Origin of the sequence: Paenibacillus sp. LBL, from assembly GCF_029893715.1 — a bacterium.
In the GTDB taxonomy this organism is placed as follows: domain Bacteria; phylum Bacillota; class Bacilli; order Paenibacillales; family Paenibacillaceae; genus Paenibacillus_AQ; species Paenibacillus_AQ glucanolyticus.
On record NZ_JARXYU010000013.1, the window covers coordinates 90,164 to 110,318 of the forward strand.

The window sequence follows — 20,155 nt, forward strand, 5'->3', positions numbered from 1 at the left end:
AGGGGATGGTATGGTGCTGAAATGGTTGACAGGAAATCCCGGCAGCCGGACAAAACGGATTCTGTGGAGTGTTCTGCTGCTTCTCATGTGTATGGCTCCTTTGTTCATGACCCCTTTTCGCTTGGGGTTGTTGACAAAATTTCTGGCTTTGGCGATTCTGGCGGTCGGACTTGATCTGATCTGGGGATATGGCGGTATTCTAAGTCTTGGACACGGCGTGTTCTTCGGACTTGGCGCTTATGCTATGGCGATGTATCTTAAGCTCGAGGCCAGCGGGACGTCCCTGCCCGATTTTATGAGCTGGAGCGGTGTGGAGGGACTGCCCTGGTTCTGGGAACCCTTCCGGTCGTTTCCCGCTGCCCTGATACTCGCGATGCTGCTTCCGGCGCTGCTCGCTTTGATTCTCGGTTTCTTTACGTTCCGCAACCGGATCGTGGGCGTGTACTTTACGATTCTGACCCAGGCTCTGGTCATGATTGTAGTCACGCTGTTTGTAGGCAAGCAGGAGTGGACGGGGGGCACGAACGGACTGACGGGATACCCTTCGATTCTGGGCTTTAACCTGAACACGCCGTCAACCAAAATCGGATTGTATTTCATCACGCTGGCTGCTTTGGCAGGGGCATATGTGCTGTGCAGAAGGATTGTGAGCAGCCGCGTGGGTCAGGTGCTGGAAGCGTCAAGGGATGGAGAGAACCGGGTGCGGTTTCTCGGATTTGACCCTTCCCGTTACAAGACGTTTGCTTTTGCCGTCTCGGGCGGGCTTGCCGGGCTTGCCGGAATGCTGTTTGTACTTCAGGTAGGCATTATATCCCCTTCCATGATGGGGATTGTCCCGTCCATTGAAATGGTATTATGGGTGGCTCTGGGCGGGAGGGGGACACTTATCGGCGCGATTATCGGTACAGTGCTGCTGAATTCGGCCAAAACCGGGATCAGCGAAGCCTACCCGGAAGGCTGGCTGCTCGTATTGGGCGCTTTGTTTGTCATTGTGGTTGTGGTGATGCCAAAAGGATTGGCAGGAGTATGGAGCAAGGTGGTTTCGTCATTATCCCGAAGAGGAGGTACTGTCCATGCAGCCGTACGCAAAGAAGGTTGATTTTTCCGTCCCAGTCCGTGGAGAAGTGAGAGAAATCGGCATTTCACCAATCGTGTTGTCCGCAGAGGATATCACGGTGACTTTTGGCGGGTTCGTGGCGGTAAACGGCATGAATCTGGCGCTTCGCAAGAATGAACTGCATTTTCTTATCGGCCCAAACGGTGCTGGAAAAACCACGATGCTGGATGTGATCTGCGGGAAGACAAGGCCTGCTGCCGGACGCGTGCTGCTGGGGGACGGCCTGGACATTACTAAAAAGCGGGATTATGAAATTGCAGGTCTCGGTGTCGGGCGGAAATTCCAGGCACCCTCGATTTTTGCAAACTTGAGTGTTAAAGAGAATCTGGAACTGACGGTCGATCCCGATCGAAGTGTGTTTCGGGCGCTTAAGGTAAGGAGAAATCGATGCACCACGTTCGAGATGAAGAAGGTCCTGGAGCAGATCGGGCTTCCTGATCGGCTCCATGTTCGGGCAGGTTCTCTGTCGCATGGGGAGAAGCAGTGGCTGGAAATCGGCATGCTGCTGCTTCAGAAGCCGCGATTGCTGCTGCTGGATGAGCCGGTAGCCGGAATGACGGATGAGGAGACGATGAAGACAGGAATGCTTCTTCAGGATATCGCCAAGGCATGTTCCGTTGTTGTGGTTGAGCATGATATGGATTTCGTTCGTTCTTTTGCCGCGAAGGTTACGGTGATGCATGAAGGGAAACTGCTGAAGGAAGGCTCCATGGCGGAAATTCAGCGCGATCCGATGGTTGCCGAGGTGTATCTGGGCAAAAGGAGGGAGGCCAATGCTCAAGCTGCAGGGCATTGAATCGGGTTATGGAGAGAGCGCCGTCCTGCGCGGCGTATCCATGGTAGTCGACCCGGCGAAGGTTGTATGTCTGATCGGACGCAACGGCGTTGGAAAGACTACGCTTATGCGCACTTTAACCGGACAGCTGAAGATCCGTCAGGGGCGGATGAGTCTGGGAGAACAGGAGGTTACCGGCTGGGATTCTGTCAAAAGAGCGCGTGGAGGCATCGGGTATGTCCCGCAAGGGCGCGAGATATTCCCTCAGCTCACCGTGAAAGAGAATTTGCTGCTCGGGCTTGAGCCATGCGTGCCCAGGAGCAAGGTTTTTCCGGAGGATGTGTTAGCCTTGTTTCCCGTACTGCCGCAAATGTACCATCGTCAGGGCGGAGATTTGAGCGGCGGACAGCAGCAGCAGCTCGCCTTTGCAAGGGCGCTGGCCTCTCGGCCCAAGGTGCTGCTGCTTGACGAGCCGACGGAGGGCATTCAGCCGTCCATCGTGGAGGAAATTCAAGACGTGATCCGCGGGATCAAAGCCAAAGGAGAAACGTCGGTTATCCTGGTGGAGCAGAGCATCGAGTTTGTGCGGAGCGTAGCGGATTATATTTATGTCATGGATAAAGGCACGGTTGTAGCCGAAGGCGTTCAAGATGCCATTGACATGGAGCAGTTCGAGCATTATTTGACGGTATAGAGCTGCTTGAATCTTAGGTTATCGCGACCGGGAACATGCAGTTTGAGGGAGGGAGCAGGGGCTGTCATATAGGCCGGCATTTTCAGCCTATGGGACAGTTCTTTTTTTATTTTCGTCTTGCTATTTTTCAGGAGCGGGGGTAGAATGTGAGTGATTCTACTTGTACGTACAATTTATCATAAAACAAATAATTTAATCATAGGTATGTACAAGATAGTGACAAAGCATTCATTCAGGAGGCGTTCTAATCATGAAATTGAAACCGCATTCTTTTTGGTTTGTTACCGGAAGCCAGCACTTGTATGGTCCTGAAACGCTGGAGCAGGTAGCTGAGCATTCCCGCATTGTGGCAACGGAGATGGGGAAAGATCCTGTATTTTCGTACCCTATTCTGTTCAAACCGATCGTAACGACACCGGATGAAATATACAATCTGATTCTGGAGGCCAACAACGATGAGTCCTGTGCAGGCATAATGACCTGGATGCACACGTTCTCTCCGGCCAAGATGTGGATTGCAGGCCTATCCCAACTTCAAAAGCCGCTCCTTCATTTCCATACCCAATTCAACCGGGATATTCCTTGGGAATCGATTGACATGGACTTTATGAACTTGAACCAGTCCGCCCACGGTGATCGTGAATATGGTCATATCGGTGCCCGTCTCGGCATTGCCCGCAAGGTGGTTGTGGGTCATTGGGAAGATGGGGAAGTTCGTGACAGCATCGCCGGCTGGATGCGGACGGCCGCGGCTTATGCCGAAAGCCGCAGGCTGAAAGTGGCGCGTTTCGGTGACAATATGCGCCAGGTCGCGGTAACCGAAGGAGATAAGGTGGAGGCCCAAATTAAGCTTGGCTGGTCCGTCAACGGTTACGGCATTGGCGATCTTGTGCAATCCATGAATGAAGTGGGAGATGAGGATGTAAAGGCGCTCCTGAATGAATATGCAGAGCGGTATTCGATAGCAAAAGAAGGGCTTAGCGAGGGGCATGTGCGTGATTCCATTGCGTATCAAGCCCGGATCGAGATTGCACTGCGCCGTTTCCTGGAAGAGGGCGGGTTTGGCGCATTTACGACGACCTTTGAGGATCTGCACGGCATGAAGCAGCTTCCGGGACTGGCCGTTCAACGGCTGATGGAATCCGGCTACGGCTTCGGCGGCGAAGGGGACTGGAAGACAGCGGCTTTGACGCGCGTACTCAAGGTCCTTGCGGGCAATAAAAGCACTTCCTTCATGGAGGATTACACCTATCACTTCGAGCCGGGAAACCATATGATTCTTGGATCTCATATGCTGGAGGTATGCCCGACCATCGCCCTGGATCAGCCGACGCTGGAGGTTCATCCGCTCGGAATTGGAGGAAAGGGAGACCCGGCCCGTCTTGTGTTCAACGGCCAGGACGGTCCGGCAGTCAACGCTTCGCTGATTGATCTCGGACATCGCTTCAGACTTCTCGTGAACGTGGTCGATGGCGTCAAGGTAGAGCAGCCGATGCCGAAGCTGCCCGTGGCCCGCGTGTTATGGAAGCCGCAGCCATCCCTTCGCGAGTCTGCAGAAGCATGGATATTGGCTGGCGGGGCGCATCACACCGTCCTCTCTTATGCAATGACGTCTGAGCATCTGAGCGATTGGGCCGATATGGCGGGTATTGAAGCGGTTATTATTGACAAGGATACCACCTTGCAGCGGTTTAAGAATGAGCTCCGCTGGAGCGAAGCGGCCTATCGCCTGCGGTAACTGGTTCTGTCGGCATTCGCCTGGCCTGTGTTACAATAGCGAGATAACTTGGGATTACTCCAAATCCTAACATAATGAGTGCGTGAGGCTAGAGGTGAATGATGAATAATAGACGGATACCCAAATATATTGTATTAAAAAACGAACTGCTCTCCTGGTTTGAATCGGGCCGGCTTCAGGTGGGTAAACAGGTCCCTTCGGAGCATGAAATTGCGGATCAGTTCGGCGTAAGCCGGCAGACGGTACGCCAGACCTTCGGCGAGCTTGAGAAGGAAGGTTGGCTGGAACGGATACAGGGCAAAGGAACGTTTGCAAGAAATCCGGAGCGCCGGGAGAGCGAGCAGGTCAAGACGATCGGGATCATTACGACGTACATCTCGGATTACATCTTTCCGCATATTGTCCGGGGAGCCGAAGCCGAGTTGCGAAGCAAGGGATATCGCCTGCTGCTCTCCAGCACGGATAATAACAAGGATAAGGAGATGGACAGCCTTCAGCTTATGACCAGCCAGCCGCTTAGCGGGCTGATTATTGAACCGACCAAGAGTGCGGAAGGCAATCCAAACCTGTCGTATTTCTTATCCTTGCAGGAGAAGGGAATTCCGTTTCTGATGATTAACGAGAAGTATCGGGAGCTGGATTGTCCTTGCCTCAAGCTTGATGATGAACTAGGCGGTTACAAGGCAGCGTGCCATTTGATCGAGAACGGACACACGGCGATTGCCGGGTTTTTCAAGCGGGACGATCTTCAGGGCGTGAATCGGCTAAAAGGCTTCTTGCAGGCACATCGAGAGGCGGGCATTCCCGTATCGCCGGAGCGGGTGGTTACCTACACAACCGAGCAGAAGGGGAGCTTCCCTTACGATCAGGCCGTACAACTGCTGAAGCAGTCGGATGAGCAGCGCCCGACAGGGCTCGTATGTTACAACGATGAGCTGGCCGTGTCTCTGGTGGAGGCCGCGGGGCAATGCGGACTACAGGTTCCACAGGATGTATCCATGGTCGGCTTCGATGATTCGACACTTGCGATTGCTTCCGGTGTGAAACTGACAACGATGACTCATCCAAAGACGGAGATGGGGATCACCGCCGCGAGACAATTGATCAGTATGATCGAGAATCAAACGGAAATTTCCGATACGATTTATGAGCCTGAGCTGGTGGAGAGAGAATCAGTGAAAAAACAGTAGGTCATTATAGAAGATTTGAGGTCCGGAAAGACGGACCCCTGCATGCCAACTTGTACGTACAACTATATTTTTCAAATATAGAGAGGAGAGATTGTTCATGCTGGAGAATTTAAAGCAGCAGGTGCTGGAGGCAAATCTGGAGCTTCCGAAGTACGGACTTGTCACATTTTCATGGGGGAATGTAAGCGGCATTGATCGGGAACGCGGGATGTTTGTTATTAAACCCAGCGGCGTGCCTTATGAAGAGCTGACAATCGATGACATGGTCGTGCTCGATCTGAAGGGAAACGTAGTTGAAGGCGATTTACGGCCTTCCTCCGATACGCCGACTCATCTGGTGCTCTATCAGAATTTTAAAGAGATTGGCGGGATTGTGCACACCCACTCGCCATGGGGAACGAGCTGGGCCCAAGCCGGACGCGCGCTTCCTGCCTATGGAACAACGCACGCCGACTATTTTTACGGGGAGATTCCGGTTACGCGTCCCATGACCCGTGAAGAGATCGAAGGGGCTTACGAACGGGAGACGGGCAACGTCATCGTGGAGCGTTTCGCGGATCTGGATCCGAATCGGGTGCCCGGCGTGCTTGTCCATTCTCATGCGCCGTTTGTATGGGGCAAGGATGCCCATAATGCGGTGCATAATGCAGTGGTTCTGGAAGAGTGCGCGAAGATTGCGGCTCGCATGCAGCAAATCAACCCTGCTATTGAACCGATGGATCAGAATTTGCTGGATCGTCACTTTTTGCGGAAGCATGGGATTAATGCCTATTACGGTCAAAAGTAAAATTTGTCATGGTCATCATCATTCATGATTTCATCTGTGGGGGGAAATGAGATGGGGAAAAAGTATACCATTGGCGTCGATTACGGGACGCAGTCCGGACGTGCGGTATTGGTTAATCTGGCAGACGGGCAGGAAGTCGCGGATCATGTTACGCCATATCGGCATCATGTCATCGATGAGTTTTTGCCGGGTTCCAGACAGAAACTTGAGTATGACTGGGCGCTTCAGCATCCGGGGGATTATCTGGAGGTTCTGAAGGTCTCCGTGCCTGCTGTCATTGAACAATCCGGTATTGATCCGGCGGATGTGATTGGCATCGGCATTGATTTTACGGCATGCACGATGCTGCCGGTTGACGAGCTTGGCGAGCCGCTCTGCTTCCACCCGGAGCTGGCGGATCAGCCGCACAGCTGGGTGAAGCTGTGGAAGCATCATGCCGCGCAGCCCGAAGCTGACAAGATCAACGCCATTGCCGCTGAGCGCGGAGAATCCTTTTTGCCGCGTTACGGCGGGAAGATCTCCTCCGAGTGGATGATGGCTAAGGTATGGCAAATTCTCGATGAAGCGCCGGCTATATATGAACGTGCGGATATGTTTCTGGAAGCGACGGATTGGGTCATTTCCCAAATGACTGGCAATATGGTCCGAAACAGCTGTACGGCTGGTTACAAGGCGATATGGCATAAGCAGGATGGATACCCAAGCAAGGCCTACTTTAAAGCACTGGATCCGAGATTGGAGAATCTGGCGGAAACCAAGCTCCGGGGCGAGGTCAGACCCCTTGGGAGCCGAGCGGGCGGACTTACAGAAACCATGGCCGAGGTGATGGGTTTAACCCCCGGTATCGCTGTTGCAGTGGGCAACGTTGACGCTCATGCGGCGGTTCCGGCTGTCGGTGTGGTTACTCCAGGCAAGCTGGTCATGGCGATGGGAACGTCGATCTGTCATATGATCCTCGGTACCGAAGAGAAGCGGGTTGAGGGGATGTGCGGGGTCGTGGAAGACGGCATTATCCCGGGATTGTACGGTTATGAAGCGGGACAATCGGCGGTCGGCGATATTTTTGAATGGTACGTTGAGGAAGCGCTTCCCGCGTATGTAACAGAAGCTGCGGCTGCAGACGGAATCGGCATTCACCAGTGGCTGGAGCGGGAAGCGGCTGCCTACAAGCCGGGCCAAACCGGTCTGCTCGCGCTGGACTGGTGGAATGGCAACCGTTCGGTGCTGGTGGATACAGACCTGACCGGGCTGATATTAGGGATGACTCTGCTGACGAAGCCGCAGGAAATCTACCGTGCCTTGCTGGAAGCAACGGCGTTTGGTACACGCAAAATCGTGGACGCCTTTCACGAGAATGGCGTGCCGGTGGACGTCCTCTATGCCTGCGGCGGACTGCCGCAGAAGAACCACCTTTTAATGCAAATCTATGCCGATGTCACCAACCGTGAAATTGTGGTGGCCGACTCCAAGCAGACACCGGCGCTCGGGGCTGCCATGTTTGCCGCTGTCGCTGCGGGTCAGGCACAGGGCGGATATGATTCGATTATCGATGCTGCCGCGAAGATGGCTCGGGTGAAGGAAGAAACCTTTAAACCGATTCCGGAGCATGTGGAAGTGTACGAGCAGCTGTATCGGGAGTACAGCAAGCTGCATGATTATTTTGGACGGGGCGAAAATGACGTGATGAAACGGCTGAAGCGGATTAAGCAGTCGGCTGAATAAACCATAGGCAGGTAGAAACAGCTGGAAGGGTTGAGCGTGGGATACCGGGGATGGCTATCGGGTTATAGCTTCGCAAGGTCAGCTCTGCTGTCAGGATGGGAATAGATCGAGAGAAATTGGCAAGGATCATACATGGATAGAATGAAGGGGAGGAACTGCATGACGGAATCTCTGAACTACGCAAAACGTTTGATGAGTCAGATGAAGGAAGTCCAGCCAACGTTCCGTGGTCTTGATGATATGGCGCTTGAGCGGGGAGTTATTCTTGATGTGCCTCTGTATCTGATTCGGCAGGGTCTTCAGTCACCGGTCTTGGTAGCGGATACGAACACATATGAAGCTGCCGGACAAACGTTGATGAACTGCCTGGAAGCAGCAGGTGTGAATTCCCGGCTGTGTCTGATCAAGCCCGATGAGCAAGGAGACGTTGTGGCGGATGAACGCTCGCTGATGCAGCTGCTTATTGAAGTGGAGCCGGAGCGGACAGGATGCCTGATCGCTGTGGGATCTGGCACGATTCATGATATTACCCGCTTTGTAGCTCACCGGACCGGCAAGCCGTTCATTTCGGTACCTACGGCTCCTTCTGTGGATGGTTTTACTTCAGCAGGCGCGCCGATTGTAGTCCGGGGAATCAAGCAGACCTTTGCGGCTACGGCTCCCCTCGCCATATTCGCTGACCTGGATATACTTGTTAAGGCACCCCAGCCGCTGGTTGCCGCCGGTTTTGGCGATATGCTTGGCAAATATACATCGCTGCTGGATTGGAAATTCTCTTCTACCACGGCAGGCGAGCCCTATGATGAAGGAGTGGCCGCCATTACAGAACAGGCGCTGGAGGCTTGCGTCAAGCATGTGCAGGCCATCGGTGATCGCACGGAGGAAGGCATCCGCATTCTGATGACGGCCTTGATTGAATCCGGCATCGCGATGCTGCTGTTCGGACAGTCCCATCCCGCCTCAGGGGCGGAGCATCATCTGTCCCATTATTGGGAGATGGCGTATTTGCGCCTGGGCAAGCGCGCGCTCCTTCATGGTGCCAAGGTGGGGGTGGCTTGCAGCGAGATTGCAAGCCTTTATCATGATGCGGCAGATCACGGAGTTTATCCGTATGCCGAGCCTACAGATTGGGAGCAGTACCGAACGTCAGTTCAGGAATGGCTGCGAAAGGTTCCTGCGAAGGAAGAGCTTGCTATCTTACTGCAGCAGGCTGGAGGACCTTCAAGCCTCCAGGAGCTTGGAATCGATGAGGAGCTGTTTCATCAGAGCTTGAAGGAGGCGCACGCGCTCCGTGACCGCCATACTATTTTAAGGGCTTTAAATGAGGAAAAAGTTGGGGCAAGTCGATAGGGAGATAACATGATAGTGGATGATTGACTGGTGACTACAGGTACTGAAATTAACTGGACTGAGTATAACTTGGAAATGGGATTGGCTGTTCGTTTGCATTTTGTGCGAGGTGCGTACAGTTCCCTGTGCGTGTGTGTTCATGGTGCACACGGCTTCCTGCATGCACGGTTTCCTGTATGCACGGTTCCCTGTACGTACGGTGTGAATTGGTGCAGACGGGGCTCCCTGTACGCACATTGCGCGTGGTGATGCAACTTCCCACTGCGCACGGCGCGTGGTCAAGGGCAGGCTCGATGCTGGCGACCATATATGAGAGATCGTTTGTTTGGTTAATGAGGTGGGGCGTCCAAAAGATCTGCATTCTAGTGGATGCCCCTTTTTGTTCTGTTTAGTCGCTCTTATACTATCATACAGTTACTCTCGTGGTTGTTCGACTTGAGTTTTGTATGACTCGAGGCAGTTTGACATGTGGTTGTTCGAATTGAGGCAGTTCGACTTGTGATCGATGACTTGTGGTTGCTCCTCCTATAGGTGTTCTATCCCTCCTGTGTTCCTCAACTGTTCCTTCAGTAACTATTCCTTATGCCACTTTTCCTTCAGTTATGTTCCCTCCAGTGTTGTTCATCCTGTGGCTGTCTTTCTGTGACTGTTCCTCTAGTCATACTCCTTATTTTACTGTTCTACCTGTCACTGTTTGCACCATATTATCTCCTCCAGAAAGTCATAGACCGATGAAGGCAGCTCGATCGCTCGCGTGCTGTTCAAGGATCCTTGTTAGCTCTGCTCTTTGCGTTCTCTTTGCGTCCCCCGGCGCGTTAACGGACTCCATTGCTCTTATTCTTCATAATCGACTCCGATTTCGAGTTTAACGGACTCAGGAGTCCTTATTATCACAAAATCAGTTTGATTTCCGGCAATTTCTACAGATTAACGACTTTCGTGTCCGTTAGTTTTCTAAATAACGCCATTTGGCGTGAATAACGGATTCTCAGTCCGTTAGCCCTGAGAAATCCACGAGTTGCAGCAGAGTTAGCAGCCCTCGCCAGAGGTCAGCCACCTACAGCAGATGCCACCGCCCTCGTCAGAGGCCGGCAATCTGCAGCAGAGTCCATCGCCCTCGCCAGAGGTCAGCCACCTACAGCAGATGCCACCGCCCTCGTCAGAGGCCGGCAATCTGCAGCAGAGTCCACCGCCCTCGCCAGAGGTCAGCCACCTACAGCAGAGTCCACCGCTCTCGCCAGAGGCCGGCCACCCTCGGCAGAAAAACAGCTGGAGCAGGGTTTCCCTGCATCCAGCTGTTTTGTTCATATGTCCGATGTTGAGTAGAAGCTGCCTACGCAGAACTTCCCCATCATGTACCCTTACTCTTCCTTCACATCATACAGCACACGCGCCAGCAGGTCCTGGCTGTAGTTGCCGAAATGTTTGCCGTAAATGGTTAAGCCGCGCTTGTTGACCGATCGTTCGTTGACAGCAACCCGGAAGGTGAGCTCGCTCTTGTAATCCAGTTGAATCTGGTCCAGGCCTACGTCCGAAATGCGGCATCCATCGATGAAGCTGCCTTCCTTGTTGATCCGGATTAGCTTCAGCATGCCGTACTGGTTCAAATGGGGCGGCCACCATTCGGGATTGAAGGTGCCGCGTTTGTCGCCGAAATCACCGGGACTTGTCCAGCTGCCAATCTCGATGCCGTTGACATAAAAGAAAATATCCGATGGATAGTTATCGCAATATCCCGGAGCCTCAGAACCGAGCTCCAACGAGAATTGGATCTCGCGGAATGACTGGTTCGACTTCAAATAATTCGGAATCCGGTATTCTAGGAAACCTTCGGTAAGCCAGATGATTTCCGAATGAATCCGCTCTGGATCTGCAAAATAGCGTGGATCGTCAAAATCCCCGATGATACTGTCCTTGGTGGCTAATCCACAGGTCGGAATGACTTGGTAGTCGCTGTAATGCCCAACCTGAATCTCCACCTCGTACAAATTATCAATGTCCTTGCTGCGAAGATCAACCATCAGTGTGTCTTTATTCAAGTAACAAATCTTCTGTATGCCGTGCTTCCCGCCTGTGGTGTTGATCTCGATCAGACCGCTCTCCTCCAATTTCTTGATATGCATGGTGATGGCACCGTTGCTGAGGTTCAGCCTATTTGCCAGATCGTTCAGGTTCAAGCTTTGGTTCTTGGCCAGCAGCTCCAGAATTTGAATGCGAATTTCGGAGCTAAGGGCTTTAAAGATATCAAGCCCGCTCATTAAATCTTTAATGTAGATCATTTTATCTCGAACCTTCTTCCGATTAAGGGATTAAATAACGATGTGTACAGGGAATGATGTTTATTTCAAATAATTATAAATCAACATCAGCGCGAAATAAAGATGTGTTCCAAATCTTCGAGAATCTTGTGAAGAAAAAGATCATTTTGATAGCAGACACTTTTTTTATTTGAGGTTTATATCAAAATAACAAGCATGGATATCAACAAAATAAGCGAATTTCGACAAAAATAAACTAAATTCTCTACTGAAAATTCATTTATTATTTATTTATATAAATCATTTTATATTTGTATATTTACATAGCACTCCTCATATGATATTTTATATCTGAAAACGAATTCATTCATGTTTATTTAAAATGTTTCATAATTATTTTGACGGAAGGTGAAGGACTTGGCAGCTGAGAAAATGAAGGCACGGATGATCGTGGATAAGTCGTTTCGAATCGCGCAAGTTGATAACCGCATTTATGGTTCATTCATTGAGCACCTTGGTCGTGCTGTGTATGGAGGGATTTACGAGCCCGGTCATGAGACGGCGGATGCAGGGGGCTTTCGAAGTGACGTGAAGGAATTGATTAAGGAACTGAATGTCCCCATTATCAGGTACCCCGGCGGGAACTTTGTCTCCGGTTACAACTGGGAGGATGGAGTTGGACCCGTTACCGAGCGGCCGAAACGGCTGGAGCTGGCCTGGCGGACGCTGGAACCGAACGAGGTAGGCACGAACGAGTTTATTTCCTGGGCCAAGGAGGTTGGTTCGGAGGTCATGATGGCTGTGAATTTGGGCACCCGGGGTATTGATGCTGCCAGAAATTTGCTGGAGTACACGAACCATCCTGGAGGTACATATTGGAGCGATCTGCGACGCAGTCACGGCTATGAACAGCCGCACAAGATCAAAACGTGGTGCCTTGGCAACGAGATGGACGGACCATGGCAGATTGGACACAAAACCTCTGCGGAATATGGCAGGCTTGCACTGGAGACGGCAAAAGCGATGCGGCTGGTTGATCCCGCGATTGAACTGGTTTCGTGCGGCAGCTCAAGCACCGGCATGCCAACATTCCCTGAATGGGAAGCCGCAACGCTGGATCATACGTATGAGGCGGTGGACTATATATCCCTGCATCAGTATTACGGTAACCGCGACAACGATACGGCCAATTACCTGGCGCTCACGCTGGATATGGATCACTTTATCCATACGGTCAAGTCCACTTGCGACTATATCAAGGCCAAGAAACGCAGCAAAAAGACGATGTACCTCAGCTTCGATGAATGGAATGTTTGGTATCATTCCAACGATGCAGACAGGCAGATCGATCCTTGGAGCGTGGCTCCGCCTCAGCTGGAGGATGTGTACAATTTCGAGGACGCCATTCTGGTGGGCAGCATGCTCATTACGTTCCTGCGTCATGCAGACCGGGTGAAGATGGCTTGTCTGGCGCAGCTCGTGAACGTGATTGCTCCGATCATGACAGAGAATGGGGGACGCGCCTGGAAGCAGACGATATTTTATCCATATCTTCACGTTTCGAAGTATGGCCGGGGTGTATCGCTGCTGCCGATCGTCGACTCGCCGAAGTATGATTCCAAGGACTTTACCGATGTTCCGTACCTGGATAGTGCGGTTGTTCATAACGAAGCCGACGAAGAGATTACGATCTTTGCCGTGAACCGTCATCTGGAGGAAGCATTGGACCTCGAATGCGATGTGCGCAGCTTTGAAGGATACCGGCTTATCGAGCATATCGTAATGGAGCATGACGACCTCAAGGCCGTGAATACCGCGTCGGAGGAAACGGTAAAACCCCACAACCGGGGAGAAGCCAAACTTGACAGCGGACATGTGACGGCACGACTTGCCAAGGCATCCTGGAATGTTATTCGTTTGAAAAAGGCCTGAGTTAACTTATGGAGCGGTCCCAAGGGCTGCTCCATCTCTCAAAATCATATCAAATTACACACAATATGAAAGCGCTTTCTATTCAGCAGGATACAGAAGTACTGAAGAGCTGAAGTATTGAAGAACTAAAGTATTGAAGATCTGAAGACTGAAGAACTAAAGGCTGAAGTACTGTTTTCGAGTGTAGAGGATATAGGAATGAAAATTGAGGGAGGTCCCGTATGATGAGGAAAAAATGGATAATGGTGCTTATGGTGTTAGGCATGACGCTGTTCCTGTGGGGATGCGGTAAAGCGAACAATGCAGGGGGAGAAACCTCGGTTCTGGACGGAGGGGCGGGAGAAAGCGCCACGGAGCTTTCCTATTGGACATTCGTTGAGCTGCACGGACAGCATTTTGAGAAGATGCTGGGCAAATGGAACGCCGAGAATCCGGATCGCCAGATTAAGCTGAACGTGACGGTCATGCCATATGACGACATGCACAATAAACTATCCATCGCGGTTCAGTCCGGCACGGGTGCCCCTGATATTGCCGATATCGAGTTAGGCAAATTCCCGGATTTTCTAGCTGGAACTCCGCAGCTGGAAGCGCTCAATGACGTTATTGATCCATACCGAGATACCATCGTCAAATCCCGGATTGATCTTTACAGCAAGGATGGCGTGAATTACGGCGTCCCAACTCATGTTGGAGCCTCCGTGGCCTTCTATAATACCGAAATCCTGGAGGAGGCTGGTGTTAACTATCAGGATATCGTGACCTGGGAGGACTTCAAGCAGGCCGGCATCCAGGTCTATGAAAAAACCGGCAAATATATGGGAACGGCGGATACAAGTGCAGCCTGGCAGGCATCCATGCTGTTGGCGCAGCAAGGGGTCGACCTCACCGACGATTCCGGCAATCCGGTCGTGAATTCGGAGCCCATGATCAAGGCTATGACACTGCTCAAGGATCTGCAGGACAGCAATGCCATTGCGACTATCGCCGGTGGTCAGCCTGATACGGAAGAGGCTTATGGCGAGTTTAATGCAGGGAATTATGCTACCGCCTTCATGCCGCTGTGGCAAATGTCCAGATACACCAACTACATGTCCGATTTATCAGGAAAAATAGCGATCGCACCGATCCCGGTAATTGAAGAAGGCATGCCAAGATCCGTTGGCGGCGGCGGAACCGGTACCGTTGTTACCAAGACCGCAAAGGATGTTCAACTGGCGAAAGACTTCCTGGCGTTTGCCAAATTGTCGCTGGATGCCAACAAAGAGATATGGAACACGCTTGGGTTTGATCCGGTCAATATGGATGTCTGGGATATGAAGGATGTCACGCACAACCCTGAGAATCAGTTTGTCCAATATTTTGTGAACAACCCGTTTGATGTTCTGAATGAGATCCGGGATGAAATCCGGTTAATCAAATCGACCTCCGCTTCGCCCACCATCAACAACGTCCTGTGCACAACGACATTTAATGAGATTTTTGAGGATGGCAAGGACATTATAGAAGCTTTGAACGATGCCCAGAAGCAAATCGAACAGGAATTAAAATGATTCCGGCTCATCGGTAACCATAACGAAGGGCTGCTCATACGATGGGCGGCTCTTATCAAAGGAGTAAAGTGATGATTAAAAAATTTCTGTACTCTCAAAAGGTTGCTCCTTATGTTTTTGTGCTGCCGTTTATTCTGGTTTTCCTTGTGTTCTGGGTACTTCCGTTAGGCAGCTCATTTGGCATGAGCTTTCAGAAGATCCAGCTGGGTCAGGAAGCTGATTGGATCGGCTTGGCTAATTACGAGAAGCTGATGGGGGACGGCATTTTTCTGAAGGCGGTCATGAACAGTGCGATTTATATGCTGCTGACACTCCTTATTCTGATTCCGTTTCCGATGCTGTTTGCCGTGCTGATCAACAACAAGTTTATGTGGGGAAGAGAGTTTTTCAAATCGTCTTTTTTCTTTCCGGCACTGACGTCGGTTGTTGTGGCGGGTACCATCTTCCGGCTGATGTTTGGAGAGATGGAAGGGTCGCTCATCAACAGCATATTGGGCTGGTTCGGGGTGGAACCGGTGAAGTTTCTGAAGGGACAGGTTACCGGCTTCATTGCTTTGGTGGCTCTGGCCACATGGCGGTGGACGGGGGTTAATATGCTGTATTTTTTATCCGGACTCAAGAACATCCCGGATGACTATTATGAGGCGGCATCCATCGACGGGGCTTCGGCCTTTCAGAAGTTTACCAAAATCACGATGCCATTATTGAAACCGACCACGATTTATGTATTAACGATCAGCATTTATGCAGGGCTGGCTATGTTTATTGAGAGTATGATGCTGTGGAACGGCAACAATTCTCCCAAAAATATCGGCCTTACGATTGTCGGTTACCTGTACCGTCAAGGCATCGAGAAGAACAATCTGGGGTATGCGGCCGCTGTGGGGATTGTGCTTCTGGCCATTACCATGATCATTAATCTGACGCAGCTGAAACTCTCAGGAATGTTCAAGAAGGAGGATTGAGGATGAGAAGAGAAACACTGATCAAAGTGATCCTCTTGATTTTGTTCTCCGCACTGTGTTTTCTGATCCTGGTACCCTTTTACGCCGTTACCATCGCGTCCTTTAAGCCCGGTGAGGACTTGATTCGTTATGGCCTGAATTTAAAGTTCGATCTGTCGGTAATGAACCTGGACAATTTCACGTATCTGTTTACAGGGAATCATTCTTATTTTATGTGGTTTTTCAACTCCTTGCTGCTTACGGTGGTACAGGTTACATTAACTTTGCTGGTGAGTGCAACCGTTGCGTATGGTTTTGCAGCTTATGATTTCATCGGCAAGAATTTCCTGTTTATATGCGTGCTGCTCATCATGATGGTTCCTTTTGAAATTCTTCTTCTTCCACTGTATTCGCTGACTTACAATCTCGGCCTTATGAACTCATACTCGGCCATTGTGCTGCCGGGGATTGCAAGCGCGGCTACGATCTTCTTCTTCAGGCAGTATTTAAGAGGGATTCCAAAAGAAATGATTGCGGCAGGGCGGGTGGACGGTGCTACGGAATACGGGATCTATGTGCGGTTGATCCTGCCGGTGATGAAGCCATCCTTCGCAGCCATGGCGATCCTGAACGGGATGAACAGCTGGAACAACTTCCTGTGGCCGTTCATGGTACTCAGCGATGACAGCAAATATACCCTTCCGATTGGCTTGAAGACACTGCTGACCCCTTACGGGAACAACTATGATTTGTTGATTGTGGGCTCCTTTTTCTCGATTATTCCGATCTTCATCTTGTTTATGGGCTTCCAGAAGTATTTTATCGACGGGATGACGGCCGGAGCAGTGAAAGGCTAGAACACAGTCGAAGTCGAGGCGCGTACCTTGCGGCGAGTCCATCAAATCCATTATGATACAAGGAAACCTTTCGTATGATGAATTGATTTGATGAATGAGGTGAAATAGTTTGCATCCTGTAACAAGGGCACTGTTATGGATAGGGGGCGCCCTGATCGTGATTGGGCTGCTATGGCCTGTCATTGGCCGATTTGTCGGCAGGCTGCCAGGCGACATCGTTGTGGATAAGCCCAATGTCAAAATCTATTTTCCGATTGTAACCTGCTTAGTCATCAGCGTGGTGGGCTCCTTGATTTTGTTTCTGATCCAGCAGTTTCGCAAATAACGAAATTCATAAGAAAAACGTCTATCGACGTATTTTCTCAGAAGACTGACCGCGGTTAGGGGATGTTTTTCTTGTGATATCAGGAAGGCCTAAACTTCGGAGTTTACACTCTCTGATATCTAAAAAAACAGGCTGGCTAGGGCAAACCCTTAGCCGGCCTGTTTCCATGGAAGAGAGAACACTTACTTCTGAATGATGGTAATCTCCGCATTCGGATCAAGGCTTCTCACGATCGCTTTTAGTCTGGGCATCTCCAGAATATGAACCCGGTAGACAAGCCGGGAGGATTTTAATGAGTTGTTCTCAAATCCTGTATCTTCATTCAAACTCTCCGTTTGGGGTTCATATCCCATGATGGCTTTCATACTGTGTTTGATCTCTGCTTCACTCGTACTATCAATCCGAACCTCCCGTTTAAGCGGAAGACGGGAGGTCGTAATGCGACCCGTCTCCAGCGCCATCAGGCATGCGATGGCAGAATACATCGCATGTTCCCAGCCAAGCAGCAGCCCTGCCAATGTCAGTACCATGATATTGATAAAGATATGGTTGTGGGGCAGCTTCAACCGGGTCAGCAGATGGGATAGCTGCTGCGGCATCTTGGGTAATTGAAGGGTATCGAGGACAACCCCGTAACGAAGGCAGATCCCGATGCCAAGCCCAAGGAAAATGCCGCCAATGCCTGCACTCCCGATCTTGCTGTCCAGTAGAGCAGGCATCGGGAAGAACAGGATCGAGCATATGGAAAAGGTCAGCAGCCCGATCGTTGCCGCAATGGCTTTTTCCCGATTGGACTTGTAATAAACAAGCAGGAGCAAAGGTAAATTGAGTGCAAATAGAAACATGCCTGTATGAAGCCCTGTCAGATGCGAAGCGAGTGCTGAAATTCCTGTCACACCGCCTGCAATGATTCCGCTAGGTACAAGAAACAGATCTAAGCCGAACGCCGCAATCAGCCCTCCGATGGCAGCCATGATCAATCTTCTGGGTGTACTTGCCTTGCTTGCGGCGTCTTGTGCACCGTTCGTGACACGAACCGGGACTTGAACCATAGGCAATGTACCCTCCTTTATCCGCCAAGACTTTCATCCTTTAGCTTCGGTTTAACCGGTTTCTTCTCCTTATGGTCTTTAAATTTAAATATTTTGTTCAAGAAGTTGTATACATGCTTGGATTCCTTGGTCAGCAATGGTCCGAGTATGGCAAGAATGAGCACATACAAGGCTGCAAACGGTTGAATGAAGGCAGCTAGCCCGCCGGCTTTACCCATATTGGCGAGAATAATGGAAAATTCCCCGCGGGAGACAATCGTCAGACCGATATTGGAGGACGCTTTGGAAGACAATCCGGCACTGCGTCCGGCAAGCATACCTGCAATAAAGTTACCCAACAGCGTGATGACAACGGCGATCAACGATAACCATACAGCTCCACCAAGCTCGGATGGTACGATCGTTAAACCGAAGCTAAAGAAGAATATAGCGCCAAAGAAATCGCGGAATGGCAAAATCAAATGCTCAATCCGTTCACGATGCTCTGTCTCTGCCAGGACAAGCCCGACAAGCAGTGCACCGATGGCTTCCGCAACATGAATCGTTTCAGCGAAGCCTGCCAGCAGGAACAATGCGGCAAAAACAACCAGTGCAAATAATTCGTTAGACCGTATATTCAGCGCCCGATTCAGAAGCGGCACGGCTTTTCGGCCCAGAATAATGACAAGCAGCATAAACCCGAGTGCAATAACCGCAGATATCAATACTCCACCCAGCGAAGAAGATCCGCTTAATACGAGACCGGACAGAATAGAGATATATACGGCCAGGAATACATCCTCAAACATGATAATCCCGAGTATCATTTCGGTCTCCGGATTAGCTGTCCTTCTCAAGTCAACGAGCACCTTGGCTACGATAGCACTTGATGAAATTGTGGTTATTCCTGCAACAATCAGTGTTTCCGCCACCGGAAATCCGGAAAAAATTCCGATCATAAGTCCAAGTGTAAAGTTAATGGCAATATAGATGCTCCCACCGACAACGATGGATTTGCCTGATTTGATTAACCGGCCGACAGAGAATTCCAGGCCGAGGTAGAACAGAAGAAACAGTACGCCGATCCGCCCCATGAAATCAATGAGCGGAGCACTTTCTATAAAACGAAAATCAAATGATCCAAAATGAAATGCGTGGGGCCCTACCGCCATCCCTACAAGAATATAGAAAGGGACGACGGAAAACCGGAGTTTAGCTGATAGCAACCCCGCCAGGGCGATCAACGCAATCGCCAGTCCGACTTCTAAAACCAAATGATCCATTCATCAACCACGTCCGTTCATCAAGATTTGTTTAAATAGCCGCTGTTGTTGACGTTCGCCAACGACGACAAGCGTCGAATCCGGCGTGATAATAACGTCAGGCCCGGGATTGATATGTTTGCTGTTTTTGTGAACTGCCGCAATGATGGTTGCACCTGAAGCTTGACGTACGCCCAGATCACCAATGGATTTGCCTGCCCCATAGTAGTGGGGCTCGATGCGGTACCACTCAATAATCAATTCGTCCAGCGCCATATCGATTGTTTCTAGCGCCTTGGGTTTATAGGTCAGACCGCCAACGATGGCGGCAATTTGACGAGCCTCATCATCATCCAGGGAGATCATGGAGATGCTTTCTTCCGGATCGTCATATTCATAATGGTACATTTCACGGCGACCGTCGTCATGAATGATGATGACCAGCTTATCACCACCACGGGTATCGATTACAAATTTTTTTCCAATTCCGGGTAAATCCGTTTCGCGAACATGCATAGGTTAAAATCCTCCTAAGAAAATACACTTTTAGTTATGGGTAGACCAACGTCACACGGATATCCAAATTACGAGTAGCCAAATAAAACAATCCATTCATGATG

17 protein-coding genes are annotated in these 20,155 nt (G+C 50.7%); 13 read left to right on the forward strand and 4 right to left on the reverse strand.

Features of this window, described 5'->3' with window-relative positions; all coding sequences use genetic code 11:
* Nucleotides 1–10 precede the first annotated feature (10 nt).
* The 8 genes from urtC to M2277_RS23020 all read left to right on the forward strand — a co-directional run bounded on the left by urtC (nucleotide 11) and on the right by M2277_RS23020 (nucleotide 9,373).
* Complete coding sequence (gene urtC / locus M2277_RS22985; RefSeq protein ID WP_280755584.1) at nucleotides 11–1,099, forward strand: urea ABC transporter permease subunit UrtC; 1,089 nt, start codon at nucleotides 11–13, stop codon at nucleotides 1,097–1,099.
* Nucleotides 1,074–1,913: an urea ABC transporter ATP-binding protein UrtD gene (gene urtD, locus M2277_RS22990; RefSeq protein WP_280755585.1), complete on the forward strand. Its 840-nt coding sequence runs from the start codon at nucleotides 1,074–1,076 to the stop codon at nucleotides 1,911–1,913. The genes urtC and urtD overlap by 26 nt, the downstream gene beginning before the upstream one ends.
* Nucleotides 1,891–2,586, forward strand: coding sequence for an urea ABC transporter ATP-binding subunit UrtE (gene urtE, locus M2277_RS22995; protein ID WP_006208907.1), 696 nt, complete (start codon nucleotides 1,891–1,893; stop codon nucleotides 2,584–2,586). The genes urtD and urtE overlap by 23 nt, the downstream gene beginning before the upstream one ends.
* A 250-nt stretch (nucleotides 2,587–2,836) precedes the next feature.
* Complete coding sequence (araA, locus tag M2277_RS23000) at nucleotides 2,837–4,324, forward strand: L-arabinose isomerase (RefSeq protein ID WP_036643022.1); 1,488 nt, start codon at nucleotides 2,837–2,839, stop codon at nucleotides 4,322–4,324.
* A 101-nt stretch (nucleotides 4,325–4,425) separates the two neighbouring features.
* On the forward strand, nucleotides 4,426–5,514 hold the full coding sequence (locus M2277_RS23005; RefSeq protein WP_280755601.1) for a GntR family transcriptional regulator: 1,089 nt from the start codon (nucleotides 4,426–4,428) through the stop codon (nucleotides 5,512–5,514).
* A 97-nt stretch (nucleotides 5,515–5,611) separates the two neighbouring features.
* Nucleotides 5,612–6,301 (forward strand): L-ribulose-5-phosphate 4-epimerase, encoded by a 690-nt coding sequence (gene araD / locus M2277_RS23010; RefSeq protein ID WP_280755586.1) that lies wholly within the window; start codon nucleotides 5,612–5,614, stop codon nucleotides 6,299–6,301.
* Between the two features lie 51 nt (nucleotides 6,302–6,352).
* A complete protein-coding gene (locus tag M2277_RS23015; RefSeq protein WP_280755587.1) occupies nucleotides 6,353–8,023 on the forward strand; it encodes a ribulokinase in 1,671 nt (556 codons plus the stop codon).
* Nucleotides 8,024–8,182: 159 nt separating this feature from the next.
* Nucleotides 8,183–9,373: a sn-glycerol-1-phosphate dehydrogenase gene (locus M2277_RS23020; protein ID WP_280755588.1), complete on the forward strand. Its 1,191-nt coding sequence runs from the start codon at nucleotides 8,183–8,185 to the stop codon at nucleotides 9,371–9,373.
* 1,361 nt (nucleotides 9,374–10,734) lie between these two features.
* Here the strand turns inward: M2277_RS23020 and M2277_RS23025 are convergent.
* Nucleotides 10,735–11,652 (reverse strand): ArsR/SmtB family transcription factor, encoded by a 918-nt coding sequence (locus M2277_RS23025; RefSeq protein ID WP_006208915.1) that lies wholly within the window; start codon nucleotides 11,650–11,652, stop codon nucleotides 10,735–10,737.
* Nucleotides 11,653–12,075: 423 nt separating this feature from the next.
* Between M2277_RS23025 and arfA the strand changes: the two genes are divergently transcribed.
* From arfA to M2277_RS23050, 5 genes are all read left to right on the forward strand, one after another.
* The gene (gene arfA / locus M2277_RS23030; protein WP_370511131.1) at nucleotides 12,076–13,563 is read left to right on the forward strand and encodes an arabinosylfuranosidase ArfA; all 1,488 of its coding nucleotides are present in this window, start codon (nucleotides 12,076–12,078) and stop codon (nucleotides 13,561–13,563) included.
* A gap of 224 nt (nucleotides 13,564–13,787) precedes the next feature.
* Nucleotides 13,788–15,116 carry an ABC transporter substrate-binding protein gene (locus tag M2277_RS23035; RefSeq protein ID WP_280755602.1) on the forward strand — a complete coding sequence of 443 codons (1,329 nt, stop codon included), beginning with the start codon at nucleotides 13,788–13,790 and terminating at the stop codon, nucleotides 15,114–15,116.
* A 71-nt stretch (nucleotides 15,117–15,187) separates the two neighbouring features.
* Nucleotides 15,188–16,081 carry a carbohydrate ABC transporter permease gene (locus M2277_RS23040; RefSeq protein ID WP_280755589.1) on the forward strand — a complete coding sequence of 298 codons (894 nt, stop codon included), beginning with the start codon at nucleotides 15,188–15,190 and terminating at the stop codon, nucleotides 16,079–16,081.
* A gap of 2 nt (nucleotides 16,082–16,083) precedes the next feature.
* Nucleotides 16,084–16,917 (forward strand): carbohydrate ABC transporter permease, encoded by an 834-nt coding sequence (locus M2277_RS23045; RefSeq protein ID WP_036643029.1) that lies wholly within the window; start codon nucleotides 16,084–16,086, stop codon nucleotides 16,915–16,917.
* A 109-nt stretch (nucleotides 16,918–17,026) separates the two neighbouring features.
* A complete protein-coding gene (locus tag M2277_RS23050) occupies nucleotides 17,027–17,242 on the forward strand; it encodes a DUF2905 domain-containing protein (protein WP_006208920.1) in 216 nt (71 codons plus the stop codon).
* A gap of 182 nt (nucleotides 17,243–17,424) precedes the next feature.
* Here M2277_RS23050 and M2277_RS23055 read toward each other — a convergent pair whose 3' ends face one another.
* Genes M2277_RS23055 through M2277_RS23065 form a run of 3 tightly spaced genes read right to left on the reverse strand, consistent with a single transcriptional unit; the run spans nucleotide 17,425 to nucleotide 20,051 of the window.
* A complete protein-coding gene (locus tag M2277_RS23055; RefSeq protein WP_148247934.1) occupies nucleotides 17,425–18,294 on the reverse strand; it encodes a YitT family protein in 870 nt (289 codons plus the stop codon).
* Between the two features lie 17 nt (nucleotides 18,295–18,311).
* On the reverse strand, nucleotides 18,312–19,556 hold the full coding sequence (locus M2277_RS23060; RefSeq protein WP_006208922.1) for a cation:proton antiporter: 1,245 nt from the start codon (nucleotides 19,554–19,556) through the stop codon (nucleotides 18,312–18,314).
* Nucleotides 19,557–19,559: 3 nt separating this feature from the next.
* A complete protein-coding gene (locus tag M2277_RS23065; RefSeq protein ID WP_006208923.1) occupies nucleotides 19,560–20,051 on the reverse strand; it encodes a cation:proton antiporter regulatory subunit in 492 nt (163 codons plus the stop codon).
* Nucleotides 20,052–20,155: the final 104 nt, after the last annotated feature.